A 20,062-nucleotide genomic window follows, 5' to 3' on the forward strand; every position below is an offset into this window, starting at 1 on the left:
TTTTACTAACTGTACGTTTCTTAACCAGTCCGGGTTACTGCCCCTTTCTTACTGAGGCTCTGCACCTTGACTAACCCACTGCTCTTCTGGGATACTGATGGGTTACAGGATACTGAACGGATCTGAGAGAGGATACCCAACACCATGGCCTGACCACTCTCCTGCAACGTTTCCAGATCATTCCATCGCTGCACCTTATACTCAAAGCCTTTATAGCGGTTTCCACGGGTGATCCGGATATAGCCCATCCGTTCCAGCTCATACAGATAACGACCAATACTACTGGGCGTAAGCCGGAAAGCTGAGCGGATCTCTTTACTATAAAAGCTATCTGTATCATTCCCTTTCAGGTAACTCTTCAAACGTTCAAAGAAGTTACGACAGGCATCATTCAGCTCATCACTCTTTTTCAGCAGCGTGGTTTCCAATAACCTGAAGGCGGTTTCTACATCTTCAATCGTACTCTCGATATACTGTTCTCCGGTATCCAGGTCTGTTTTCAACTCCCGCTGGTACTGGTGGTAATAGGTCACCGTCTCGGTAAACAGCAGCAATAACAGCATCGTCCGGCGGGGCTTGAACACCTCTTCAGGTAGTTTCATGTAAACAGCAAAGGGATTTCTTACCGTAATAGGATTTAAGATACGCTGCACGTTCTTGATCAGTGCGCGGCTCTGCTGCTCGGCACCCTGATCAACCTGTCCGGCACTAAGCCGGCGCTGGTATTCCATGATCCGCTGATCCTGTTCTCCGCTCACATCCATATAGAGCAGAATACACCGGTTCGCGTTATCTTCATACAATTGCTCACGCGTGGTACAGCCACTCACGCAGACCGGACCTTCGACATTCAGCGTCACTGTTTTCAGGTTCCCCTTATTGTCTTTTAAAGTCACAGTCTTGGAGATTCTCCGTTTACTCTGCAATTCACGCAAAGGATAAAGCGCACTTTCTGCACCATCCAGGTCTTCGATCAGTAGCAGTTTATGTTTCAGCTCTTCCCGTCCAAAGTAATAAAAGGCATTACTGGAAAGCGTAGTAATTTCAAGCTTGTCTTCTTCGGGCATCAGCTCTGATACTTTCTCCTGAAGCCAGGTCTTTCCTGTTCCGCTGGCTCCCAGACACATCAGGTGCAAAGGTGTATTGCGCTTACGGGAAGTATAGCTCAGGTAAGCAATCAGACTATTGGATTCCTCTCCAATCAGCCCGCTGGCAGCAATCGCCTCCCGCGTTCGCTCCAGCAGGTTTCCAGATTTCAGAAAAGCCAATGCTGCTTTACGTTCTGCTGCACTCAGTTCTCTTTTCTCCGCCTGCTTGGGCTTCATCGACTCTAGCCGCTCCCCCCGGTAATTTTCCAGTGCACTAGTCAGACCTTTCACCGCCAAACTCACCTCCACCGTACTCACTTCCAGTACTTCCGCAGATTTCTCAATCAGCTGCTCACTATGGATACTGTTATACAGATCCAGATGATGACGAAAGGCATGATCCCGATTATCTATACGGATCAGCTTCAGCGTAACTTTCAGCCGCTCAAGACCGGTCAGCCGCACACCACCCAGTACTGTGATGTGCAGCTTCCCTTCGGTATACAGCAATAACTCAGGATTATCACTATGCAATTGTCCTTTACTCATTACCGTTTCACTTTAATGAGCAGCTCCCCTTCAACAATAGCGATATCAACCATATCGCCCGCATGAAAGCCGCACTGATCCAGCCAGACTCCTGAGATTCTCAGTTCAGGAACCTGTCTGGACTGGTGATAGGCCAGTGGTACATATTTAGTTTGTAACTTAATTGATCTGTGTTGCTGATTTTCCATCTTTATTAAAGTTTTTATATGTAACTATCAGATACAAATATACCCTATTATTTACTTTACACCAAAAACTATTAGATTTTTTTATCCCTTTTATTTACGCTAAATTTGACTTATCAGGCAATAATGAACAAAAAAGTGTCTTTTAAGAGATGAATACAGGCAAGATTATATCAAATTTAAGAGATCGCAAAAACTGGTCACAGAGTGACCTGGCTGCCAAAAGTGGCATTTCAAGGGTCATGATCGGTAAATACGAAAGAGAAGAAGCTATTCCTTCTATAGAAGTAGCCAAAAAGATTGCCCAGGCTTTCGAAGTCACTTTGGATTATATCGGCGGCGAAGGCACCAGCGCCGCTTTTGATAAAAAGACAGTAAAAAGGATACAGGAGATAGAAGACCTGCCAGAAAACGACAGAACTCACTTACTGGTGATTATTGACGCATTTCTTAGAGATGCTAATGCCAGAAAAGCTTACGGACAATAAACAATAAAACCCAGCTTATAGCTGGGCTCCTATATACTTTAGAGTAGATCAAACAGACCACTAATACTATAATTCATCTCTCTACATAAACTCTATATGACTCCCATAAGTCTTATACTTTATGCGTCTTTTATATTCTTGATTGTCTGGCTCAAAAAAACGAATTTCTATTGCGTCAAAATTCACTTCACCCTCTTTAATCGTCACATCTATTACAACTGCTCCAATTTTATATTGCCCATTTTCAACTCCTCTTTTCATATTCTCTTCCAAAAGGGATATTACTTCCAAAGAAGTAGGATTGTCATTATCCAAATAAACCCCTACAGGTTTGACATTTTCATTTTTATCAATACAAGTCCCAAAAGGATAAAATTCGCCAGCATCCAACAAAAACATCTGTACCTGCTCCTGTATAATCAATGTCAATTTTTGAATATATTGTTCTTTCATAGCATCAAATTTGGGTCTAATGGTTTAGGCTTGTTGCCTTGAGGCACCAATACTGGACTAACTACTTTTACATTATCAACTTTTAAAGTTGGCGAAATTTGATAGGTCTTTATAATAAAAGAGGATTTTTTCAAAGGCTCAGATAATCTTGCACCTTTATTTATGATCAACTCAGGACTATAACCATTATCATTAGAATATTTTTCTTGCATCCTTAATTGTTTGGTAAACGACTGGTTTTTTACGTCTTTTATTTCTACTGTAGATTCACCTTCATTTTTAAATGCATCAGGAATAGTCTTCCCCTCTTGTCCTGTTTTAGGATCAGTCTCTTTTATCGGCTTGTAATTCTTCTCCAATCCATTTTTAGACAATTGCTCCGCTTCTGTCGCATTACCTCTTCTAAAACTTTCTAATGTTTTTCCACTAAACTCACCGCCCGCTTTTGTAATATTTTCTGCAGAATATTTCGCGCCTGCTTCAGCCAAAGGGGCAAGTTTAGGAACCATACTGGTACTCTCAAAGAAGAAGGTAAATGGCAATCCCTCTAACCCATCTAAATCAATGTTTTTAATAGGGTCATTAGAACCATACTGATAACTAGTCATCCAAGGGAAATGTTCAGCAACCGGATCTATTGCTGTAAAACGCCCTATTACCGGGTCATAGAACCTTGCCCCGTAATCGTACTCCTCCAACTCTTCCTGTAACTCTTTCTTATTATAAAGATATTTATTAGTTCCTGCGCTTACAACTTTCCTTAGTCCAAATGCATAATAATCATCACTCTGTATCTGTTGTATCAAACCCGTTACAGGATGCTTGTTAAAACTATAACGCACATTACCCAAATGATCACTCAGGTTATATTCATAACTGTAAGTTCCACCATTATTTCTCGCTAATCCTTCCTCAGTAGCAATGAAATCAATACTTCCATCAGTCTTGTGCTGAATGCCACCGATATAATCCGTAACCTCCGATCCACTTGTTTTTCTCAGTTTATTTCCAGTCGCATCATAAGTATAACTCAAAGTCTTATTACCCGTAACTTTCTCCGGCAAATTCAGGTAATTATAAGTCAGCGTTATTCCCTTCCCGCTATCAGTGATTAAGTTTCCATTGCTATCGTAACTATAAGTACTATTGGTAGCCCCTTCTATTTTGGTCAGCTGATTCCCGGTATACCCACTATAGTTATTGATCGCTTGACCTTCCCGGTTCAGCATCTTGATATTTCCCATCACATCATAAATGATGTTCTCTCCAAGACCTGGTGATACAGCTCCAGTCAACCTGTTTAGTTTATCATAACTGTATTTGAACGTATTATCAAATTTACCTTCTCCTCTACCCCAAACCTGACCAGAAATATTACCATTCCATTGAGGCACATCACCCTCAGTATATTTCAGCTGCAGATTGAACTCTTTGCCTGTAGCCTTGTTCAGCCAACCTCTTTCATTATAAGCATAATCTGTATGTTGTAGATAGTTCGATCCACTATCCGTACTATGCAACTGTTTCTTCAGCAGCTGCCCGGTTTCAGTATAATCCAGCTGACTCAGCACCACTTCTCCTTTGTTATTGATATTCTCCAATGTTGCAATCTTACGCCCCATATGGTCGTAGAAATAACGATTGGCAATCTCTGTAGTCGTACTGCCAGTCGTATGACTACGTGTACTCGCTGTCAGCTCTCCCGCAAAATTGTACGTATTATCAATAATATCCTTTCCACCCAAATGGTTCTCACTTTTACTCTGAATCACCCGACCTTCATCATCATAATAATGAACTGAAAGTAACATATTCGCTGTACCCAAAGTAGTCACTTTAGTCCCGGTTAATAACGATTTAACCCGGTCACCCTTCATCTGGCTTCCTGATGGCTCACCAAAAGTATTCTCCGGGAAACTATAATCATCATAATAATTGATCACATGATAAGAACTTATCGAAGAAACCTGTGGAAAAGAAAGATTATCATAACCTATACCACCAGCAACTCTTTTCTCCCAAAGTACAGTCTGTGCATTGACAACTCCTTGTAAAGTAGTTCTATCATTCTCTCCGCTATATATACCCGAACTCACTACCCGCCCAAAAGCATCATATTTGGTAAACAACCACTGACCTGCTCCCTGATTCGCATCCCGGGTCAAAATCACCTGATCCAATGTATTATACACCATAGATTCCTGACCTTTGCCCGGTATTTTCTTTTCTACCAGTCTCTTCCTGCCATCATAATGATACCCGTAAATAAACTGCTTATAGACATCATCACTCTCAGAAAAAGTGCTGATACTTCCAACTCCCGGAGGCAATACATAGCGCAAATTGCCCAGATCATCATACACATAATATGTAGAAAGACCTTGCGCGTCACTTTCCCACACACGTTTTAAAACCACTCTGCCTTCAAAATCTTTATACTCATCTACTGTCCCTGCTTTTAAATCCGCAGCAACCCAGTTCTCATCTTTTGTCGTCGTTTTATATAATGTCCCTGCAGCATAATTAGAGCTAGCCGAGGCTCCAGTTGCATTCACCACCCAAAGTTTTACCTCTGCAGCATTAGTTCCATACTCAATTTTCTGAGTATGCCCGGTACTATTGCCAGAGACTGGTTGCCATGCAGCACCTGGTGCACCCTGTTCTAAAACACGGTTCAATGGCGAAGATTCAAAAACAGTTACCCCATAAGCATTAGCTGTTGCTGCGATACCCGCCGGAGGCGTTGTATAGAAAGCCCCTTGTTCAGTTACCCCGCTACCTCGATACCCACCCCCGTTGCTCCCAATCGCATAAGGCTGATACTTTACCGCCTCACGTCCAAAAGCATCATAAACAACAGGCTGCACTACATCAGCAAAACTGGGACTACCCTGTACCGTTACTGTTTGCAGCGGGCGTCCTAACCCATCAAAATATTGTATACTCTGGTTAACTTCACTTGTCTTATAACCATTCGAGCCAGCAGCAGCGTCATCCTTAATACCAGGTTTTTTAAAGACCCTGGTCAATATATAATTCTGATCAGCACTTGGATTACTGGCAATAGCCCTCCATGTCCCAAAACCTGCACCAGTAAAAATCCTTACTTTTTTTCCTGCAGGAATACGAAATCCAGACTTAAGTGTAATCCGCCGTTTAGCGGTAATCTCGGTTTGGCCGGTATAAGTATCCAGCACCGTATCCTGAGGTATCTGTGCATAAGCAAAACCATTCACTAAAAATAAGGCACAAAAAATTGAACCAAAATGTAGTAATCTTAATTTCATGAGGCATTAATTCTTAAAATGGCAATTATTCTTTCTGATGTTACGTTCATCGTGATTTTGCAACTATTCAAATTCGTCTTATATGGCTTAATATTGAGGATCGCACAAGTCGCAATTCCAATAGCTAATCTACTGGTATACAAAAACAACACCTGTTGTTAAAGTGATATTTATAAAATGATAATTTTCATATTTATTATAAACGCCACTCCATATCAGGCGTAAATATATTACTAAAATATTCGCATTTATTGTTTTACACAAATAATTTTATTTCTCTGTGAACAAGGTAATTGAAGAAACTCACACATCAAAAACAGTTATCTTTCCTTCAACAGTGCAGGCAGTTCAATTTCATCCATATTAGGAATAACAGAGTTCTCAATCAAAACAACCCTCTTTTTCAACATTTCCGCTATTTCAACTGTCGGTTCCGCATTAAAAGGATAACAACCTGCAACAGATAATCCTGATTCGACTTTAGTAATCCAGTCTTTAGCCAGATCAGCATAATCCGCAAGGACATGCATCGTAGTTTTAGGTCCATAAGTATCCAGGTACATCGAAGGAAGATCACCTACTATAACCCAAAGGAAATTATCTTCTTTACTTGCCGAATTATCAATTTCATAAAGAAAAACACATAACTTCTCTCCTAAGTTGAAATAAAGAGAAGAGGTTTTAACAGCGGCGCACCAGGGAAACCCTTTTATATATTGATCTGCTCTGGCCTGCATTGAAATGACTTCGGTATAAAAGTCAAGACTTTCAGTCAGTGAACTTGTGTTTATTGGATATATCATGTTTTTATAAAAGAAGAACTGATCAATCAATTCTTATTCAATGATAAGAAATCAGAAGGCATCAAACAAATCCGGCTGCATCAGATAAAGACCGGCCCCGGCAATCGCCAGTAAACCAATAACCAAAAATATAATTTCAATATATGCCGAGCTCCTGTTATCAATAATAAACTTTGTACAATCCTCCTGCTTATAAATTACCTTTACCTGCTCTCCCCGCTTATAAACCGAAGGAGATGTCCCCATACCATATTCCTCTACCATATCCTGCTTATCCAGCGTCTGATAATTCACAATCGGATAATAATTTCTGCCACACAATACGATATCAGAAACAACACCAGGAACTCTTATTCCCGATCTTTTATACTGTCTTCTTTCCAAAACTTTAAAAAGGCCAAAACCTGACATCAGCAAACCTGCAATCAATACATATATCATCTCAAATCCTGTTTTTTTGTCTTCCTGATTTCCTGTTTCCTGTTTCCTGTTTCCTGTTTCCTGTTTATTACGCCAACAGCGTTATTAGACAGGTAAATCAAAAGGCAAGTTACCACATTTGCGATACTTTTTACAAAAAACAGACTAATTATTTACGTATTAATAAAAAATAAACACTGACAGATAAGAAAGATACAATCCCGGTTTCTGTCTGAATAATCCCTGTCAGAGATCTCTCTGAGTCCACCGCGAGTCCACAATGAGTCCACGTCGGGTCCACCTTTTTCCAGGAATAGGTGGACTCGTTATGGAGCTGCGCTGTACCTGAATTGGATTCACAGCGAACTATAACTAACTTAATTAGATCAAGAACATTAATTCACTATAAACAATTAACACTATGGCAATAAGAAAAGGCGATTTCCTGATCGGAAAACTCAAAGACCTCGTTTACAGAAAAGTTAAGAACACACAGGTTGCACAAAGCGCCCCCGGAAAAGGTCGTGTCAGACAAACAACCGGAACCAAAAAACTAGCCTACCTGTTTGGAAGAGCAAGTATGCTCGGAAAGATTATCCGCTATCAGTCAGCAGACCAGATTTTCGGGTTCCACGACGGGCCGATGGTCAACCGGCTAACCAAAAAACTTCAGGAAATACTGCTGCACTATTACCCGGTTGACAAGGAAACACATCCTTTTAATGAAGAAAGTTTTATTCAGCTGAAAGGCTTTGACTTCAATCTGAACTCCCCTTTACACAAAAGCCTGTGGGCAGAACCGCTGATTACTTTAAAAGGCCATGAACTTCAGTTCATCTTACCCGAAATTAAAATCCCTGAAGAATTAAAATTTCCGGGAAACTGCGACAGCTGTGTCATTACAATCAGTACCAATTACTTTGACCTGGAAAAAGGATACCTGAACATCTGGCCTGATGTAAAAAAAATAGAAATTAAAAAGAATAGTCCGCTGCTCGAAAAACAGGAATTCAGCTTTCAGCTACCAGAGGGATGTCTCTGCCTGACCACTATGGCAATTCAGTATTTTACCAAAAAACACCAGTTAACCGTACTATATAATCATAAAGACTTTAACCCCGCACAAATTTGCAGTGCAGTAGTTACTGAAGGAACTTTTGTCTTCCAGAAAGATTTCCCCTGGCAACAGACCAAATGGACTAAAGCAGCTTTTGATAAGTACGCCACCACAAATCAGGCATCTCCCCATTCACAGCCATCGTATAGTCTTCATACCTACATGGAACCAGATGATAACGCTCATTTTTAGATACACCTGTGGGATAAGGAACCTGCATCCACCAGCGGTCAGATTTCTTGCTTTTCACAAAAAGCATCTCACCGGTGCCATCATTTAAACTGGCACGGTAAATTAAATACTGAGACTTCGGATTTAATGGAAAATCCTTTTTACGGTTATAAAAACCATCTACAAAATACCAGACCATCTGGCCAAGCAACATTGCCGACTGGCTGCTCCGGTCAAAAGCGGGATTAAATTCATAAAAACCGATTGAGGTTAACTTGTCATTTAATCCCGCATAATGCGCGATCTTACAAGCCTGCTCACCATAAAAACCATTCGGGCCCGCATTTCCACTGGCCGGAGCATCAGAAGAACGGATAGCCGAAAAATCAAAACTCATCATGTTCGCATTCCTGATTACAGGTTCTGCAGAACTTACATCAGTCAAAAATTCACCCAGACGATGCACATCAAAATACAGCTTATTCATCACCTTCAGACTATCCTGATTGACCAGATAAGTCTGATAACCGATATTACTGAAATTAAACAGATAATTAGGCTGATGCATAAATATCCTGTTCAGATAGGTATCCGACCTGGTCGCAATACTTACCTGCTCATTTTCATCCTCATCCAGATCAAATTTATTGTCTACCACAACCAGATCCACTTTCTGCTCCAAAGCTTCATAAGCCATATACTGGGCATAAGTCAGATCCTGTCCGCCACCGATAATCACCGGAACGATATTCAACCTGATCAGATCAGTGACAACCATTTTCAACGCCACATAAGTATCCGAAACCGCAGCACCTGCAATGATATTCCCCAGGTCAACAATCCGGCTTTCAAATGCACCTTCATGCAATAAATAAAACTGCTCCCTGAAATAATCAGGCCCCAGAGAACAGCCATTATTATTCACCGCAGCACGGTCATCTTTAACACCTATAATGGCAATATCGAAAGCTGCATCACCCAGTTCAGGAAATTTTTCCGTGTAAAAAGTAGCCTTCATTCCCAGCTGACTGGTATAAAAGCCCTCTTTAGGAGTGAATTTTTCGAGAGTTAAAGGGGAGAAAAAATCGGATAAGGACATAATTAATGGTATCTATGCTGTCAAATATCTATTTTTGAGATCATATATTAATGAACATCCTAAAAAAAATGAAATGATTTTAGTTACCGGTGCCACAGGATTTTTAGGATCTGAACTCATTCATCAGCTGACAGCACAGGGCAGTAAAGTACGTGCGCTGAAAAGGGAGAAATCAGTAATCCCTGTTTTATTAAAAGACAATACACTGATTGAATGGGTTGTAGCCGACATTAATGAACTTTCTGCATTAGATGATGCCTTTGAAAATATCACCAAAGTATATCATTGTGCAGCTATGGTTTCTTTTGACCCCAAAGATAAAGCAGCCCTGCTGAAAGTCAATATCGAAGGAACCAGCAATGTCGCCAATCTATGCGCCCATCATCACGCAAGACTGCTTCATGTAAGCTCGGTTGCCGCGCTGGGAGAAGCCAAAAAGGGAAAACAGATTACAGAAAAAGATTTCTGGGAATATGATGCCAATGTGCACTCTTACGCAATCTCCAAATATGAAGGAGAAATGGAAGTATGGCGCAGCATGGCCGAAGGACTGGATGCGGTAATTGTTAATCCATCAGTAATCATCGGCCCCAATGCCGGATATGCCGGAAGTGGCGCAATTTTCAAACTGGTCCGAGATGGCCTGAGCTACTATACCAAAGGTGCCACCGGAATTGTCGACGTAGAGGATGTGGCAAAAAGCATGATCACTTTAATGGAAAGTGAAATTACCGGAGAAAGATTTACAATATCAGCTGAGAATTACCACTATAAGCAGTTTTTTTCAGAAATTGCCAAAGGAATGGGCGTTAAAGCACCCTCCAGAGAAGCTAAACCATGGATGCTTGGCATTGCATGGCGCGCCGCGAAATTTGCCTCCCTATTTACAGGAAAAGCAGCCGCACTGACCAGCGATGCTGCTAAAAGCAGTTTAAATATAAGTTTATACAGTAACGATAAGATCAGAAACAGTACGGGTATCACCTTCAAGCCCCTGCATCAAAGCATTCAGGAAGTATGTGCAGGCTTAAAAAAACTTTAAAATGAAGCAAAAGAATATTTACATCATTGATTTCGACAGCACTTTCACCCAGGTAGAGGCTCTTGATGAGCTTGCCCGCATCTCTCTGAAAAAACATCCCGAAAAGGAAGCTATTTTCAAAAAAATTGAGGACCTGACCAATCTGGCCATGGAGGGGAAATTATCCTTCAGTGAAAGTCTTGCGCAAAGAGTAAAATTACTGGAAGCTTCAGAAGATCACCTTAAACAACTGATTACCCGCTTAAAGAAAAAAGTATCCAGATCTTTTTCCCGCAATGCAGCCTTCTTTAAAAAACATGCCGACCAGGTCCTGATCGTATCCGGAGGATTTAAAGAATTTATCACTCCGGTAGTAAGTCAGTATCATATTAAAAAAGAAAATATCTACGCCAATACCTTTGTCACCACCGGCGATGGCAAAATTATAGATTATGATCACGCCAACCCGCTTAGCGAGGAAGGTGGTAAAGTCAAACTGATGCAGCACCTCAATCTTGAAGGAGACTTATACGGAATCGGGGACGGCTATTCTGATTTCCAGCTGCGTGAAAGTGGTATGATCAAAAAGTTCTATGCTTTTACCGAGAACATATCCAGAGAAAGCATAGTCAGCAGAGCGGATCATATTACGCCAAGCTTCGACGAATTTCTATATGTAAATAACCTGCCAAGAGCGATTTCCTACCCTAAAAACAGGATTTTATGTCTGGCCATTGGCGATGTTCCTGAAGAAAGTCTGGCACTGCTGAAAAAGGATGGTCTTTCTATCCGCCACAAAACTTCTTTTGAAGATAAATATGTGAAAGATGTGCATATGATCCTGCTGGCTAAAGGAGAGAAAATCGATCCTGAAAAACTGAAAATGGCCCTGAAATTAAAGACCATAGGTTACCTGGGTGGTATTGCCGGCAAACTGGATCTGCAGACCTGTACAGCTATGGGTATCGTCATTTTTGAAGACCCTAAGAACAATCCGAGAAATGCCAATTTCATTCCTAAACGGATGCTGGATTTCATGAATAAAGGAACGACTTATCTGAGCAGTAACTTCCCGAACCTGCAATTGCCAAGAATTGAGTCTTCACACCGCCTGATTCACGTCCACCACAACGTTCCGGGTATTATGGCACAGATTAATACCGTTTTTGCCAAACACAGTATCAATATTGTAGGTCAGTTTCTGATGACCAATCCTACTATCGGTTATGCGATCACAGACATCAATGCAGAATATGATAAAGACCTTTTTAAGTCTTTAAAGAAAATTGAACATACTATAAAATTCAGAGTACTATACTAAGAAATGGAGCTTACACCCGAAATAAAAAGCAAACTGGACAAACTCCAGGAAAAGTATGAAGCTATGGGCCAGGATATGGCCGCCTATCTGGACGGGCTGCTTTATGCTGATTTCCTGACCTATTGGGATTATATCCATCTTGACACCCTGCTGAGTCTTCAGAATCCGAAAACACCTTTTCCGGATGAAGAGATTTTTATCATGTACCACCAGATTACAGAGCTTTACTTTAAGCTTTGTCTGCATGAATGTAAACAAATTGCTGAACAGGCTGATTTAACAGTAGAATTTTTCACTGCCCGTGTGAAACGGATCAATGCTTATTTCAATGCACTGACCAGCTCTTTTGAGGTTATGGTAGATGGCATGGAAAAGGAACAGTTCCTTAAATTCCGGATGTCGCTGTTACCGGCCAGCGGTTTTCAATCCGGTCAGTACAGAATGATAGAAATCTGTGCTACCGACTTCACCAGGCTGGTTGACAAGAGCAAGAGAGAAGAACTGGCAAACGCAACTATAGAAGAGAAATTTGAATATATCTACTGGAAATTTGGTGCTACTGAATTATCCAGCGGAAAACAGACCCTGACATTAAAACAATTTATCAGCAAATATGCAACACAGTTTTTACAACTGGTTAAAGACCGTGAACACACCAATTTTTCCGCTTTATATACTAAATTCGCAGAACAAGGACAGGATGTAAGTGCTTTAGCAGAAGAATTAAGAAAACTGGATCTGTTTGTCAATGTGGAATGGCCTTTATCACATTATAAGTCTGCAGTAAGATACCTGGAAAAAGATCCGGTAGATATTGCAGCTACAGGAGGCACAAACTGGCAGAAATATCTGCCTCCGCGTTTTCAGAAAAGAATTTTTTACCCTTTTTTGTGGACAGCAGAACAACTGGAGGAATGGGGGAAATCGTGGGTGCTGAGTGTGCTGAAAACTATCAAAAAATAAGATCTGCCTGACAAATGATAGTTCCGGCACTGATAACGGAGAATTGTCATAAATAGAAATAAAATATTATATAAAACGAATATTTCGTAATTTTGTACTGATAAATTAGAGAAACCGTGATAGATACATTAACTATTAAAACCACAAAAGCTGGTCATTCCAGACTGGCTGAAACAGATTACACTGACCTGCCTTTTGGAAAAGTTTTTACTGACCATATGTTCGTCGCTGATTATGAAGATGGTGAATGGAAGAATTTTGAAATCCTTCCTTACGGCCCTATTTCTATGAGCCCGGCTATTTCGGCTTTACATTACGGACAGGCAATTTTTGAAGGACTGAAAGCCTATAAACAGGCTGACGGAAGCGTAAGCGTTTTCAGAGCTGACAAAAATTTTGCACGTTTCAATAAATCTGCTGTCCGCATGGCGATGGCAACTATTCCTGAAGAAGTGTTTATGCAGGGTATTGCTGCATTAATTGATATTGATAAAGCATGGGTTCCTGCTGAAGAAAATTATTCTTTATACATCAGACCTGTGATGTTTGCGACAGATCCTGTACTGGGTGTAAGACCGTCATCAACCTACAAGTTTGTGATCCTGACCAACCCAAGTGCACCTTATTACAGCAAACCGCTGAAAGTTAAAGTGGAAACGCATTATACCCGTTCGGCTGAAGGTGGTGTTGGTGCTGCAAAAACTGCAGGAAATTACTCCAGAGCAATGCTTCCTACTGCTGAAGCACAGGCAGAAGGTTTTGACCAGCTGATCTGGACTGATGCAAAAGAACACAAGTACCTGGAGGAATCCGGAGCTGCCAACCTGATGTTTGTCATCGGTGGTAAAATCGTAACTCCTGAAGTACGCGAAACTATTCTGGATGGTGTAACCAGAGATACGGTTATCCAGCTGGCAAAAAGCATGGGTATAGAAGTGGAAGAAAGAAGAGTCCTGATACAGGAAGTTCTGGACAACATTGAAAACGGAACCTTAACAGAAGCATTCGCTGTAGGTACTGCTGCAACTGTTACACAAATCAGTGAGATCACTTATGAAGGTAAAAAGTATACCCTTACTGATCCTGCTACAAGAACAGTTTCAATCAGCATTGCCAAAAAATTAAATGATATCCGCTACGGAGTTACAGCCGATGAATTTGGCTGGAACTGGACAATTTAATTCTGCATAAAATTTTTAAATAAAAAAGGGATGTTCATAGTTTATGAACATCCCTTTTTTTATATTTATGGAAAAGAGGACGTTTGGGCATCATGTTGGAGTAAATATTAACACACACACAATGAAAACATTATTTAAAAACTTCGGCACAAAACTAATTTTAACAATCGCATTTATAGCTGGTCTTTCATTCTATACCAAAGCAGAAGATATCCAAATGGTTATCAAAGAGGAACGGGCAAACTGCACGGGCGTAGGTCCGCAAACCTGTTACCTGGTTAAATATAAAACCAGCAGGGACTGGGAGTTTTTTTATAGTGGCATTTCAGGCTTCAGCTATAAACCAGGCTACCGCTATACATTGCTGGTTACCCGCACCAGAAGAGCCAATGTACCGGCAGATGCGTCTATCTATACCTATAGAGTCAAAAGAGTAATTAAAAGACAAAAAATATCGGCAAATACCGGCACAACACCGAATACACCAGAAACAAATTTTGTATTCAACCATAAATGGAAACTGATCCAGATGGAAGGAATTACCCAGGAAGAATCTCCTGCTTACCTGATTTTTCACAGGGAAGACCAGCGGTTTAATGGTTCTGCCGGTTGTAATAACATTTTCGGCGGCTATGAATTCAGTAATGGAGCCATTACCTTTAAACAAATAGGCAGCACGATGATGGCTTGTCCGGAAGACAAAATGAAGCTGGAAAACACGTTTGTGAATCTCCTGAATGACAAAACTTTCAGATATGATATTGCTGATCAGACTTTAAATCTTTATCTGGGTAATAAGCTGGTGATCATGTTTGGCATGGCGGATCTGGAAACGGAATAAGACATTGATCAGGCCCGGCACACCTAAACCGGACCTGATTTTTATTGGCTCTAATCTTTACACCCGTTAGAATACCGGATGATCGTTAAGATTTAAAAGTCCTGATCTAAAGGACGGATCAACAATTCACTAATCAGCACATGATCGGGACGCGTAACAGCAAAAACAATCGTTTCAGCTATATCTGCCGGTTGTAACTGACGCATCTTTGCTGCTGCAGTATCAATACTCTTCTTTGCTGCTTCATCGGTAATATGTTGACGTAATTCTGTTTGTGCTACGCCAGGTTCAATGACAATTACCTTTACGCCTTTGGACGAAACTTCTTTACGTAAGCCTTCACTAAATCCATTCACGCCCCATTTTGTCCCTGAATAGATTCCTCCGTTCAGATTTGCGGCACGGCTGGCCGTAGAAGAAATCTGCACAACAGCACCACGTGTTTCAATCAGGTGTGGTAATGCAAACCGGGTCATATACATCAGTCCTAATAAATTTGTGTTGATCTGTTCTGCCCATTCTTTGAGATTCCCATCCTGAACCGGCCCTAACAGCATCAACCCTGCACTATTGACTAAAATGTCTAAACGTCCAAACTTTTCAATTACACTATTAATTGCTTCTTCACAATTAGCGGGCAACGTTACATCCAGCTCTATGCTAAGAACAGTTGAACCCTGCGCAACAAGTTCTTTTTCAAAAACTGCCAATTTTTCTATCCTGCGTGCTGCGATTACAATAATTGCTCCCGATTGAGCCAAAGCTCTTGCTGTTCCCTGACCAATACCCGAGGAAGCTCCGGTAACCAATGCAACTTTTCCTGCCAGTGGTAAATTAAGTTGATTATTCATAAGTATCCTATATTAAATATCTTTGTTAACAACAGAAACATCACCGTTTTTGTTCGTTATTTGCAACACACTTGCAAAATCTTACACTAGAAATACATAATAGGTAACATCTGTTAAACAATACTTGGAATACGCATCAGCTTTATTATGTTTGCCACAAAAATTTTCAACATGAAGAACGCTTTACTATTCAGCCTGGCTGTCGGATTATGTCTCAGTTCCAATCTGCAGGCACAGCAGCACAAACTTAATTTTGCACAGACTCAGGGCAACGCTCCTTCGCTGACCAAAAGCATGAATAAAATATATGGCTGGAGTGATGAAGAACACTATATAGAAAGAGATGAAAAAACACGTCAGCTATATGCGGTGAACATCAATTCTGGTGCACGTACCGCTTATACACCGCCACCTAAAAGTAATGTCGAGGTAATGGTGAAAGACAATGATGTTTATATTCAGTATGGTAAAGCTACCCCTAAAAGATTAACCAGCAACCTACAGGAAGAGCAAAACCCAACACTCTCTCCGGACGGCAAATACGTGGCTTTTACCCGCAATAATGATCTGTATGCAGTTGAGTTGGCAACAGGTAAAGAAATCAGATATACTACTGACGCTACTGATGTAATCTACAACGGTTATTCTTCATGGGTTTATTATGAAGAAATACTGGGCCGCCCTACAAAATACAAGTCTTTCTGGTGGTCTCCGGACAGCAAACACCTCGCTTTTATGCATTTTGATGATACTAAAGTCCCGATGTTCCCTATCAACGGATCAACCGGACAGCATGGTTATGTAGAAAAAACACGTTACCCTAAAGCCGGAGATCCAAATCCGGAAGTTAAAATAGGTTTTGTGGAGGCTGCAGGTGGCAAAATAGTATGGGCAGATTTCAACGAAAAAGACGATCAGTATTTTGGCACTCCATACTGGAGTTATGATGGCAGCAATATGATGGTGCAATGGGCAAACCGCGGACAGGATAACCTGAAATTTTATGCTGTTAAACCAGAGACCGGTGCTAAAAAAGAAATTTACGATGAGAAACAATCTTCGTGGGTAGACCTGGAATTTGATGGCCGTATTACCTATCTCGAAGACAAAAAACACTATATCTTAAAAAGTGATAAAACCGGATGGGCACACTATTACCTGTACACGCTGGACGGCAAACTGGTAAACCCTTTAACCAGCGGTAAATGGCAGGTAAAAGACATCGTTAAAGTAGATGAGAAGAACAAGCTGGTTTATTTCATGGCGATTAAAGAAGCCAATACCAGAACAGATTTATACCGTGTAAACTACAACGGTAAAGATTTGAAAAGACTGACCTTCGGGGACTATACGCACGAAGTGGAAATGTCTCCTTCGGGCGATAAATTCATTACTACTTATTCTAATGTGTCTACACCGCCAAAACAAACTTTAGTGGATCACAATGGAAAAATCATTAAAGAAATCGGAGACAGCAAGGCTGCTGATTTTGCCAGTTTCAATATCGGAAAAACAGAAATGATCACCATCCCGACAGATGATGGTTATAACCTGCCGGCTACAATTACTTATCCTGTTGATTTCGATGCGAACAAACAATATCCAGTAATCTTCAGTATTTACGGAGGTCCGAACGCAGGGACAGTAAAAAACACCTGGAAAAAAGCTGATTTGCAATGGTGGGCTAATGAAGGTATAATCCAGATCGAGGTAGATCACCGTGCTTCGGGCAAATTCGGTAAAGAAGGTGTTGCCTTAATGCACAGAAACCTTGGTAAATGGGAAATGAAAGATTATATCACCGCAGCAAAATGGTTAAAAGCCAAACCATGGGTAAATAACAAAAAACTGCTGATCTCTGGTCACAGTTATGGTGGTTATATGGCTGCAATGGGCCTAACTTATGCAGCAGACTACTTCGACTACGGTTTTTCGGGTGCTCCTGTAACGAGCTGGGAACTGTATGACAGTGTTTATGCAGAGCGTTTCATGGATACGCCTCAGGAAAACCCTGAAGGTTATAAAAATGCTTCTGTATTAACCTACACTGAAAAATACAAAGGACTCCTGCGCATCATGCATGGAGACATGGATGATAATGTTCATATGCAAAACACCATTCAGCTCATCAATAAGCTGGAAGATGAAAATAAACACTTTGAACTGATGATTTACCCTGGCGGCAGACATGGCTGGAAAAACACAAAAGGTAAACATGATTTTTCAGAGCGTGCACGTTTCTATTATAACAACCTGCTGGAAAAACCAATCCCGGCAGAGGCGTTAAACTAAAAAAACAGCCTGTAACAAGTTTACAGCTGCGTAAATAACCCAGTCCTGTTGAGCAAGATTATCCTTCCGGGGAAAATGAAATGCTGAACGGAACAGGGTTATTTTTTTAACTGGCGTTTTCTCCTGGCTTCACGCCTTAGCTCCCGGTCTCTTTTCATCTGCTCAAATTTCGCAATCTGATTATCAATTTCTGCCTGTTTCTCTGGCGTTAATCCTACTGTATACTTGATCCCCTGCAATAATGTTTTCCAGATAAAGCTGAAAAAAGAAATTCTCGGATCTCTCTGAAAGTATACAGACGCTGAAATCTCTTTCCCTCTGGCATCAGGATTATCCGGCCGGATGACCAGTGAGTTGGCCAGCATAGAAAACAGTCCCAGCTTGACCAGCCTGGTTTTACCCTGTACTTTTTTCAGCAGGCCTATTGATAAATCTTTATATTGAAAATTCAGATCACCACTCGCTTTAGCCTCATCCGCGATGACCTTAAAACTTAGTTTCTTAACCATACCGCTGTTTACCTGAAGCATCCCGAGCGGTTTGGTAATTCTGTTCAGCACCCCGCCATCCATATTACCCAGTTCACCCTGATAAGAAAAAGCTCCGTTGGGGGCATTCAGGTCAAACTTAAAGTTAACCGCCAGTTTCCCCTGTCCCATCATATAGGTGTTCAGGTTAGCGAGCATAAAGTGATTTTTTGCTTTTACCTTTGCTTCATTGGTTACATTCGAAATTGTTCCTGAAGTCTTCTCAAAGGTTATTCTGCCCTTTTGCTTACTGTCACTATCATATTCTGCATAACTGATATCTATATCATTCAGATTTAATTTCTTTACGGTAAGCTGCGCTTTAACCAGCTGCAGAAGCTGATGCGGAAACTTCCCTATGCGCTCTTCTCCGTGTCCGGGAAGTTCATTGTTATTGAAAACTGATACGTAACCGTTGTTAATATTCATTTCACTGGCCGCAAGCTCCTGCTTTTTTACATATAAAGGCAAATCGACCCCCTTCAGATTAATATCACTCAGCTGGATATTAAAACGCTCTTTGGCAAAACCGGCTTTGCGCCCAAAGTCCATTTCTGAATATCTCGGAATAACCCCGAACTTTTTAATATTCAGCTTCCCCGTAGAAGCGGTAAATGAGAACTCGTTCATCCGGATATCGTATAAACTATCCGGGGTGGCAAACTGATAATCATTTAAATTGATCAGCACGTCTTTTAACAGGTAAATCCGGGTTGGATCTGTGGCTGATTTTGCATCAATTAACCAGTCTTTAAGTGTAATATCCAGCTTATTTACAGAATCTGTTTCAGGTACCGGAAGGTTTTTATTGATGTATTTAAAGCTGACATCTTTCAGACTGACCTTGTCCACACTAACTTCACGGAGAAATCTGGAGATATAATCGTAGGGCGATTTATTGGGTCTGGGCGGCCTGTTTTCATTAAAATCAAACTGTCTGTTGATCATCACAACTTTAGGATGTTCAAACAGTAGCTGACCAACATTCAACCGCTTATCTCTGTAAATCCGCAGCGGATGAAAATGTCTTATCGTAAGCTTCTTCAAACTTACTTCGTAAATATTATTGGGAGCTCTTTTTAGCTTGATCAGCTTATTAAAGATATTGGTATCGGGAATGATCTTCACATCGCTGACAGAAGCATTTCCCAGCAGAAAATTGGTATTCACCCTTGAAAATTCAACACGGTATAAACTATCTGTCGCATTCAGCACCAGATCTTTCAGTTCTTTGTTAATAACGGGCCTTAGTTTGACGCTAAGATACCAGGACATAGCATCTGCTGCTAAAAACAGCAGAAACATGACTCCGGCAACCCATTTAACTACCGTAAATGTCTTTCGGTTTTTTTCAATCATGCCTAACCTGTGTATAAAATGTTACTTATTTTAAACGGACTCTTAC

17 protein-coding genes are annotated in these 20,062 nt (G+C 40.9%); 8 read left to right on the top strand and 9 right to left on the bottom strand.

Annotation, left to right across the window (positions count from 1 at the left end):
* Positions 1-20: 20 nt before the first annotated feature.
* The gene (locus tag PL_RS13985; RefSeq protein ID WP_052496479.1) at positions 21-1,637 is read right to left on the bottom strand and encodes a hypothetical protein; all 1,617 of its coding nucleotides are present in this window, start codon (positions 1,635-1,637) and stop codon (positions 21-23) included.
* On the bottom strand, positions 1,637-1,825 hold the full coding sequence (locus PL_RS13990) for a SymE family type I addiction module toxin (RefSeq protein ID WP_041884425.1): 189 nt from the start codon (positions 1,823-1,825) through the stop codon (positions 1,637-1,639). Before PL_RS13990 ends, PL_RS13985 begins: the two co-directional genes overlap by 1 nt.
* A 149-nt stretch (positions 1,826-1,974) precedes the next feature.
* Between PL_RS13990 and PL_RS13995 the strand changes: the two genes are divergently transcribed.
* Entirely contained in the window at positions 1,975-2,310 is a 336-nt protein-coding gene (locus PL_RS13995; RefSeq protein WP_041884427.1) for a helix-turn-helix domain-containing protein, read from the top strand.
* A gap of 81 nt (positions 2,311-2,391) precedes the next feature.
* On the opposite strand, the gene PL_RS14000 is transcribed toward PL_RS13995, so the two are convergent.
* The 4 genes from PL_RS14000 to PL_RS14015 form a co-directional block, all read right to left on the bottom strand.
* Positions 2,392-2,763, bottom strand: coding sequence for a hypothetical protein (locus PL_RS14000; RefSeq protein WP_041884429.1), 372 nt, complete (start codon positions 2,761-2,763; stop codon positions 2,392-2,394).
* Positions 2,760-6,050, bottom strand: a complete 3,291-nt coding sequence (locus PL_RS14005) for a DUF6443 domain-containing protein (protein ID WP_348619721.1) — start codon at positions 6,048-6,050, stop codon at positions 2,760-2,762. Before PL_RS14005 ends, PL_RS14000 begins: the two co-directional genes overlap by 4 nt.
* Positions 6,051-6,370: 320 nt before the next feature.
* Complete coding sequence (locus PL_RS14010) at positions 6,371-6,853, bottom strand: hypothetical protein (RefSeq protein WP_152620366.1); 483 nt, start codon at positions 6,851-6,853, stop codon at positions 6,371-6,373.
* 51 nt (positions 6,854-6,904) lie between these two features.
* A complete protein-coding gene (locus tag PL_RS14015; protein ID WP_041884704.1) occupies positions 6,905-7,294 on the bottom strand; it encodes a DUF3592 domain-containing protein in 390 nt (129 codons plus the stop codon).
* Positions 7,295-7,694: 400 nt separating this feature from the next.
* Between PL_RS14015 and PL_RS14020 the strand changes: the two genes are divergently transcribed.
* Positions 7,695-8,582: a hypothetical protein gene (locus tag PL_RS14020; RefSeq protein WP_041884702.1), complete on the top strand. Its 888-nt coding sequence runs from the start codon at positions 7,695-7,697 to the stop codon at positions 8,580-8,582.
* Here the strand turns inward: PL_RS14020 and PL_RS14025 are convergent.
* Entirely contained in the window at positions 8,473-9,660 is a 1,188-nt protein-coding gene (locus PL_RS14025; protein ID WP_041884700.1) for a formimidoylglutamase, read from the bottom strand. The two genes, PL_RS14020 and PL_RS14025, sit on opposite strands and share 110 nt — an antisense overlap.
* 73 nt (positions 9,661-9,733) lie before the next feature.
* Here PL_RS14025 and PL_RS14030 point away from each other — a divergent pair, with 73 nt between their 5' ends.
* From PL_RS14030 to PL_RS14050, 5 genes are all read left to right on the top strand, one after another.
* Entirely contained in the window at positions 9,734-10,702 is a 969-nt protein-coding gene (locus PL_RS14030) for an NAD-dependent epimerase/dehydratase family protein (protein WP_041884710.1), read from the top strand.
* Between the two features lies 1 nt (position 10,703).
* Positions 10,704-12,002, top strand: coding sequence for an HAD-IB family phosphatase (locus tag PL_RS14035; protein WP_348619726.1), 1,299 nt, complete (start codon positions 10,704-10,706; stop codon positions 12,000-12,002).
* 3 nt (positions 12,003-12,005) lie between these two features.
* Positions 12,006-12,965: a tryptophan 2,3-dioxygenase family protein gene (locus tag PL_RS14040; RefSeq protein WP_041885513.1), complete on the top strand. Its 960-nt coding sequence runs from the start codon at positions 12,006-12,008 to the stop codon at positions 12,963-12,965.
* A gap of 116 nt (positions 12,966-13,081) precedes the next feature.
* A complete protein-coding gene (locus PL_RS14045; protein ID WP_041885514.1) occupies positions 13,082-14,146 on the top strand; it encodes a branched-chain amino acid aminotransferase in 1,065 nt (354 codons plus the stop codon).
* 121 nt (positions 14,147-14,267) lie between these two features.
* Positions 14,268-14,987: a DUF4377 domain-containing protein gene (locus tag PL_RS14050; RefSeq protein WP_052496531.1), complete on the top strand. Its 720-nt coding sequence runs from the start codon at positions 14,268-14,270 to the stop codon at positions 14,985-14,987.
* 92 nt (positions 14,988-15,079) lie between these two features.
* Here PL_RS14050 and PL_RS14055 read toward each other — a convergent pair whose 3' ends face one another.
* A complete protein-coding gene (locus PL_RS14055; protein ID WP_041885515.1) occupies positions 15,080-15,838 on the bottom strand; it encodes an SDR family NAD(P)-dependent oxidoreductase in 759 nt (252 codons plus the stop codon).
* 171 nt (positions 15,839-16,009) lie between these two features.
* Here PL_RS14055 and PL_RS14060 point away from each other — a divergent pair, with 171 nt between their 5' ends.
* Entirely contained in the window at positions 16,010-18,130 is a 2,121-nt protein-coding gene (locus tag PL_RS14060) for a S9 family peptidase (RefSeq protein WP_041885520.1), read from the top strand.
* 98 nt (positions 18,131-18,228) lie between these two features.
* Here the strand turns inward: PL_RS14060 and PL_RS14065 are convergent, their stop codons facing one another.
* On the bottom strand, positions 18,229-20,016 hold the full coding sequence (locus PL_RS14065) for a hypothetical protein (RefSeq protein WP_348619729.1): 1,788 nt from the start codon (positions 20,014-20,016) through the stop codon (positions 18,229-18,231).
* Positions 20,017-20,062 lie beyond the last annotated feature (46 nt).

Source organism: Pedobacter lusitanus (assembly GCF_040026395.1).
Lineage (GTDB): Bacteria > Bacteroidota > Bacteroidia > Sphingobacteriales > Sphingobacteriaceae > Pedobacter > Pedobacter lusitanus.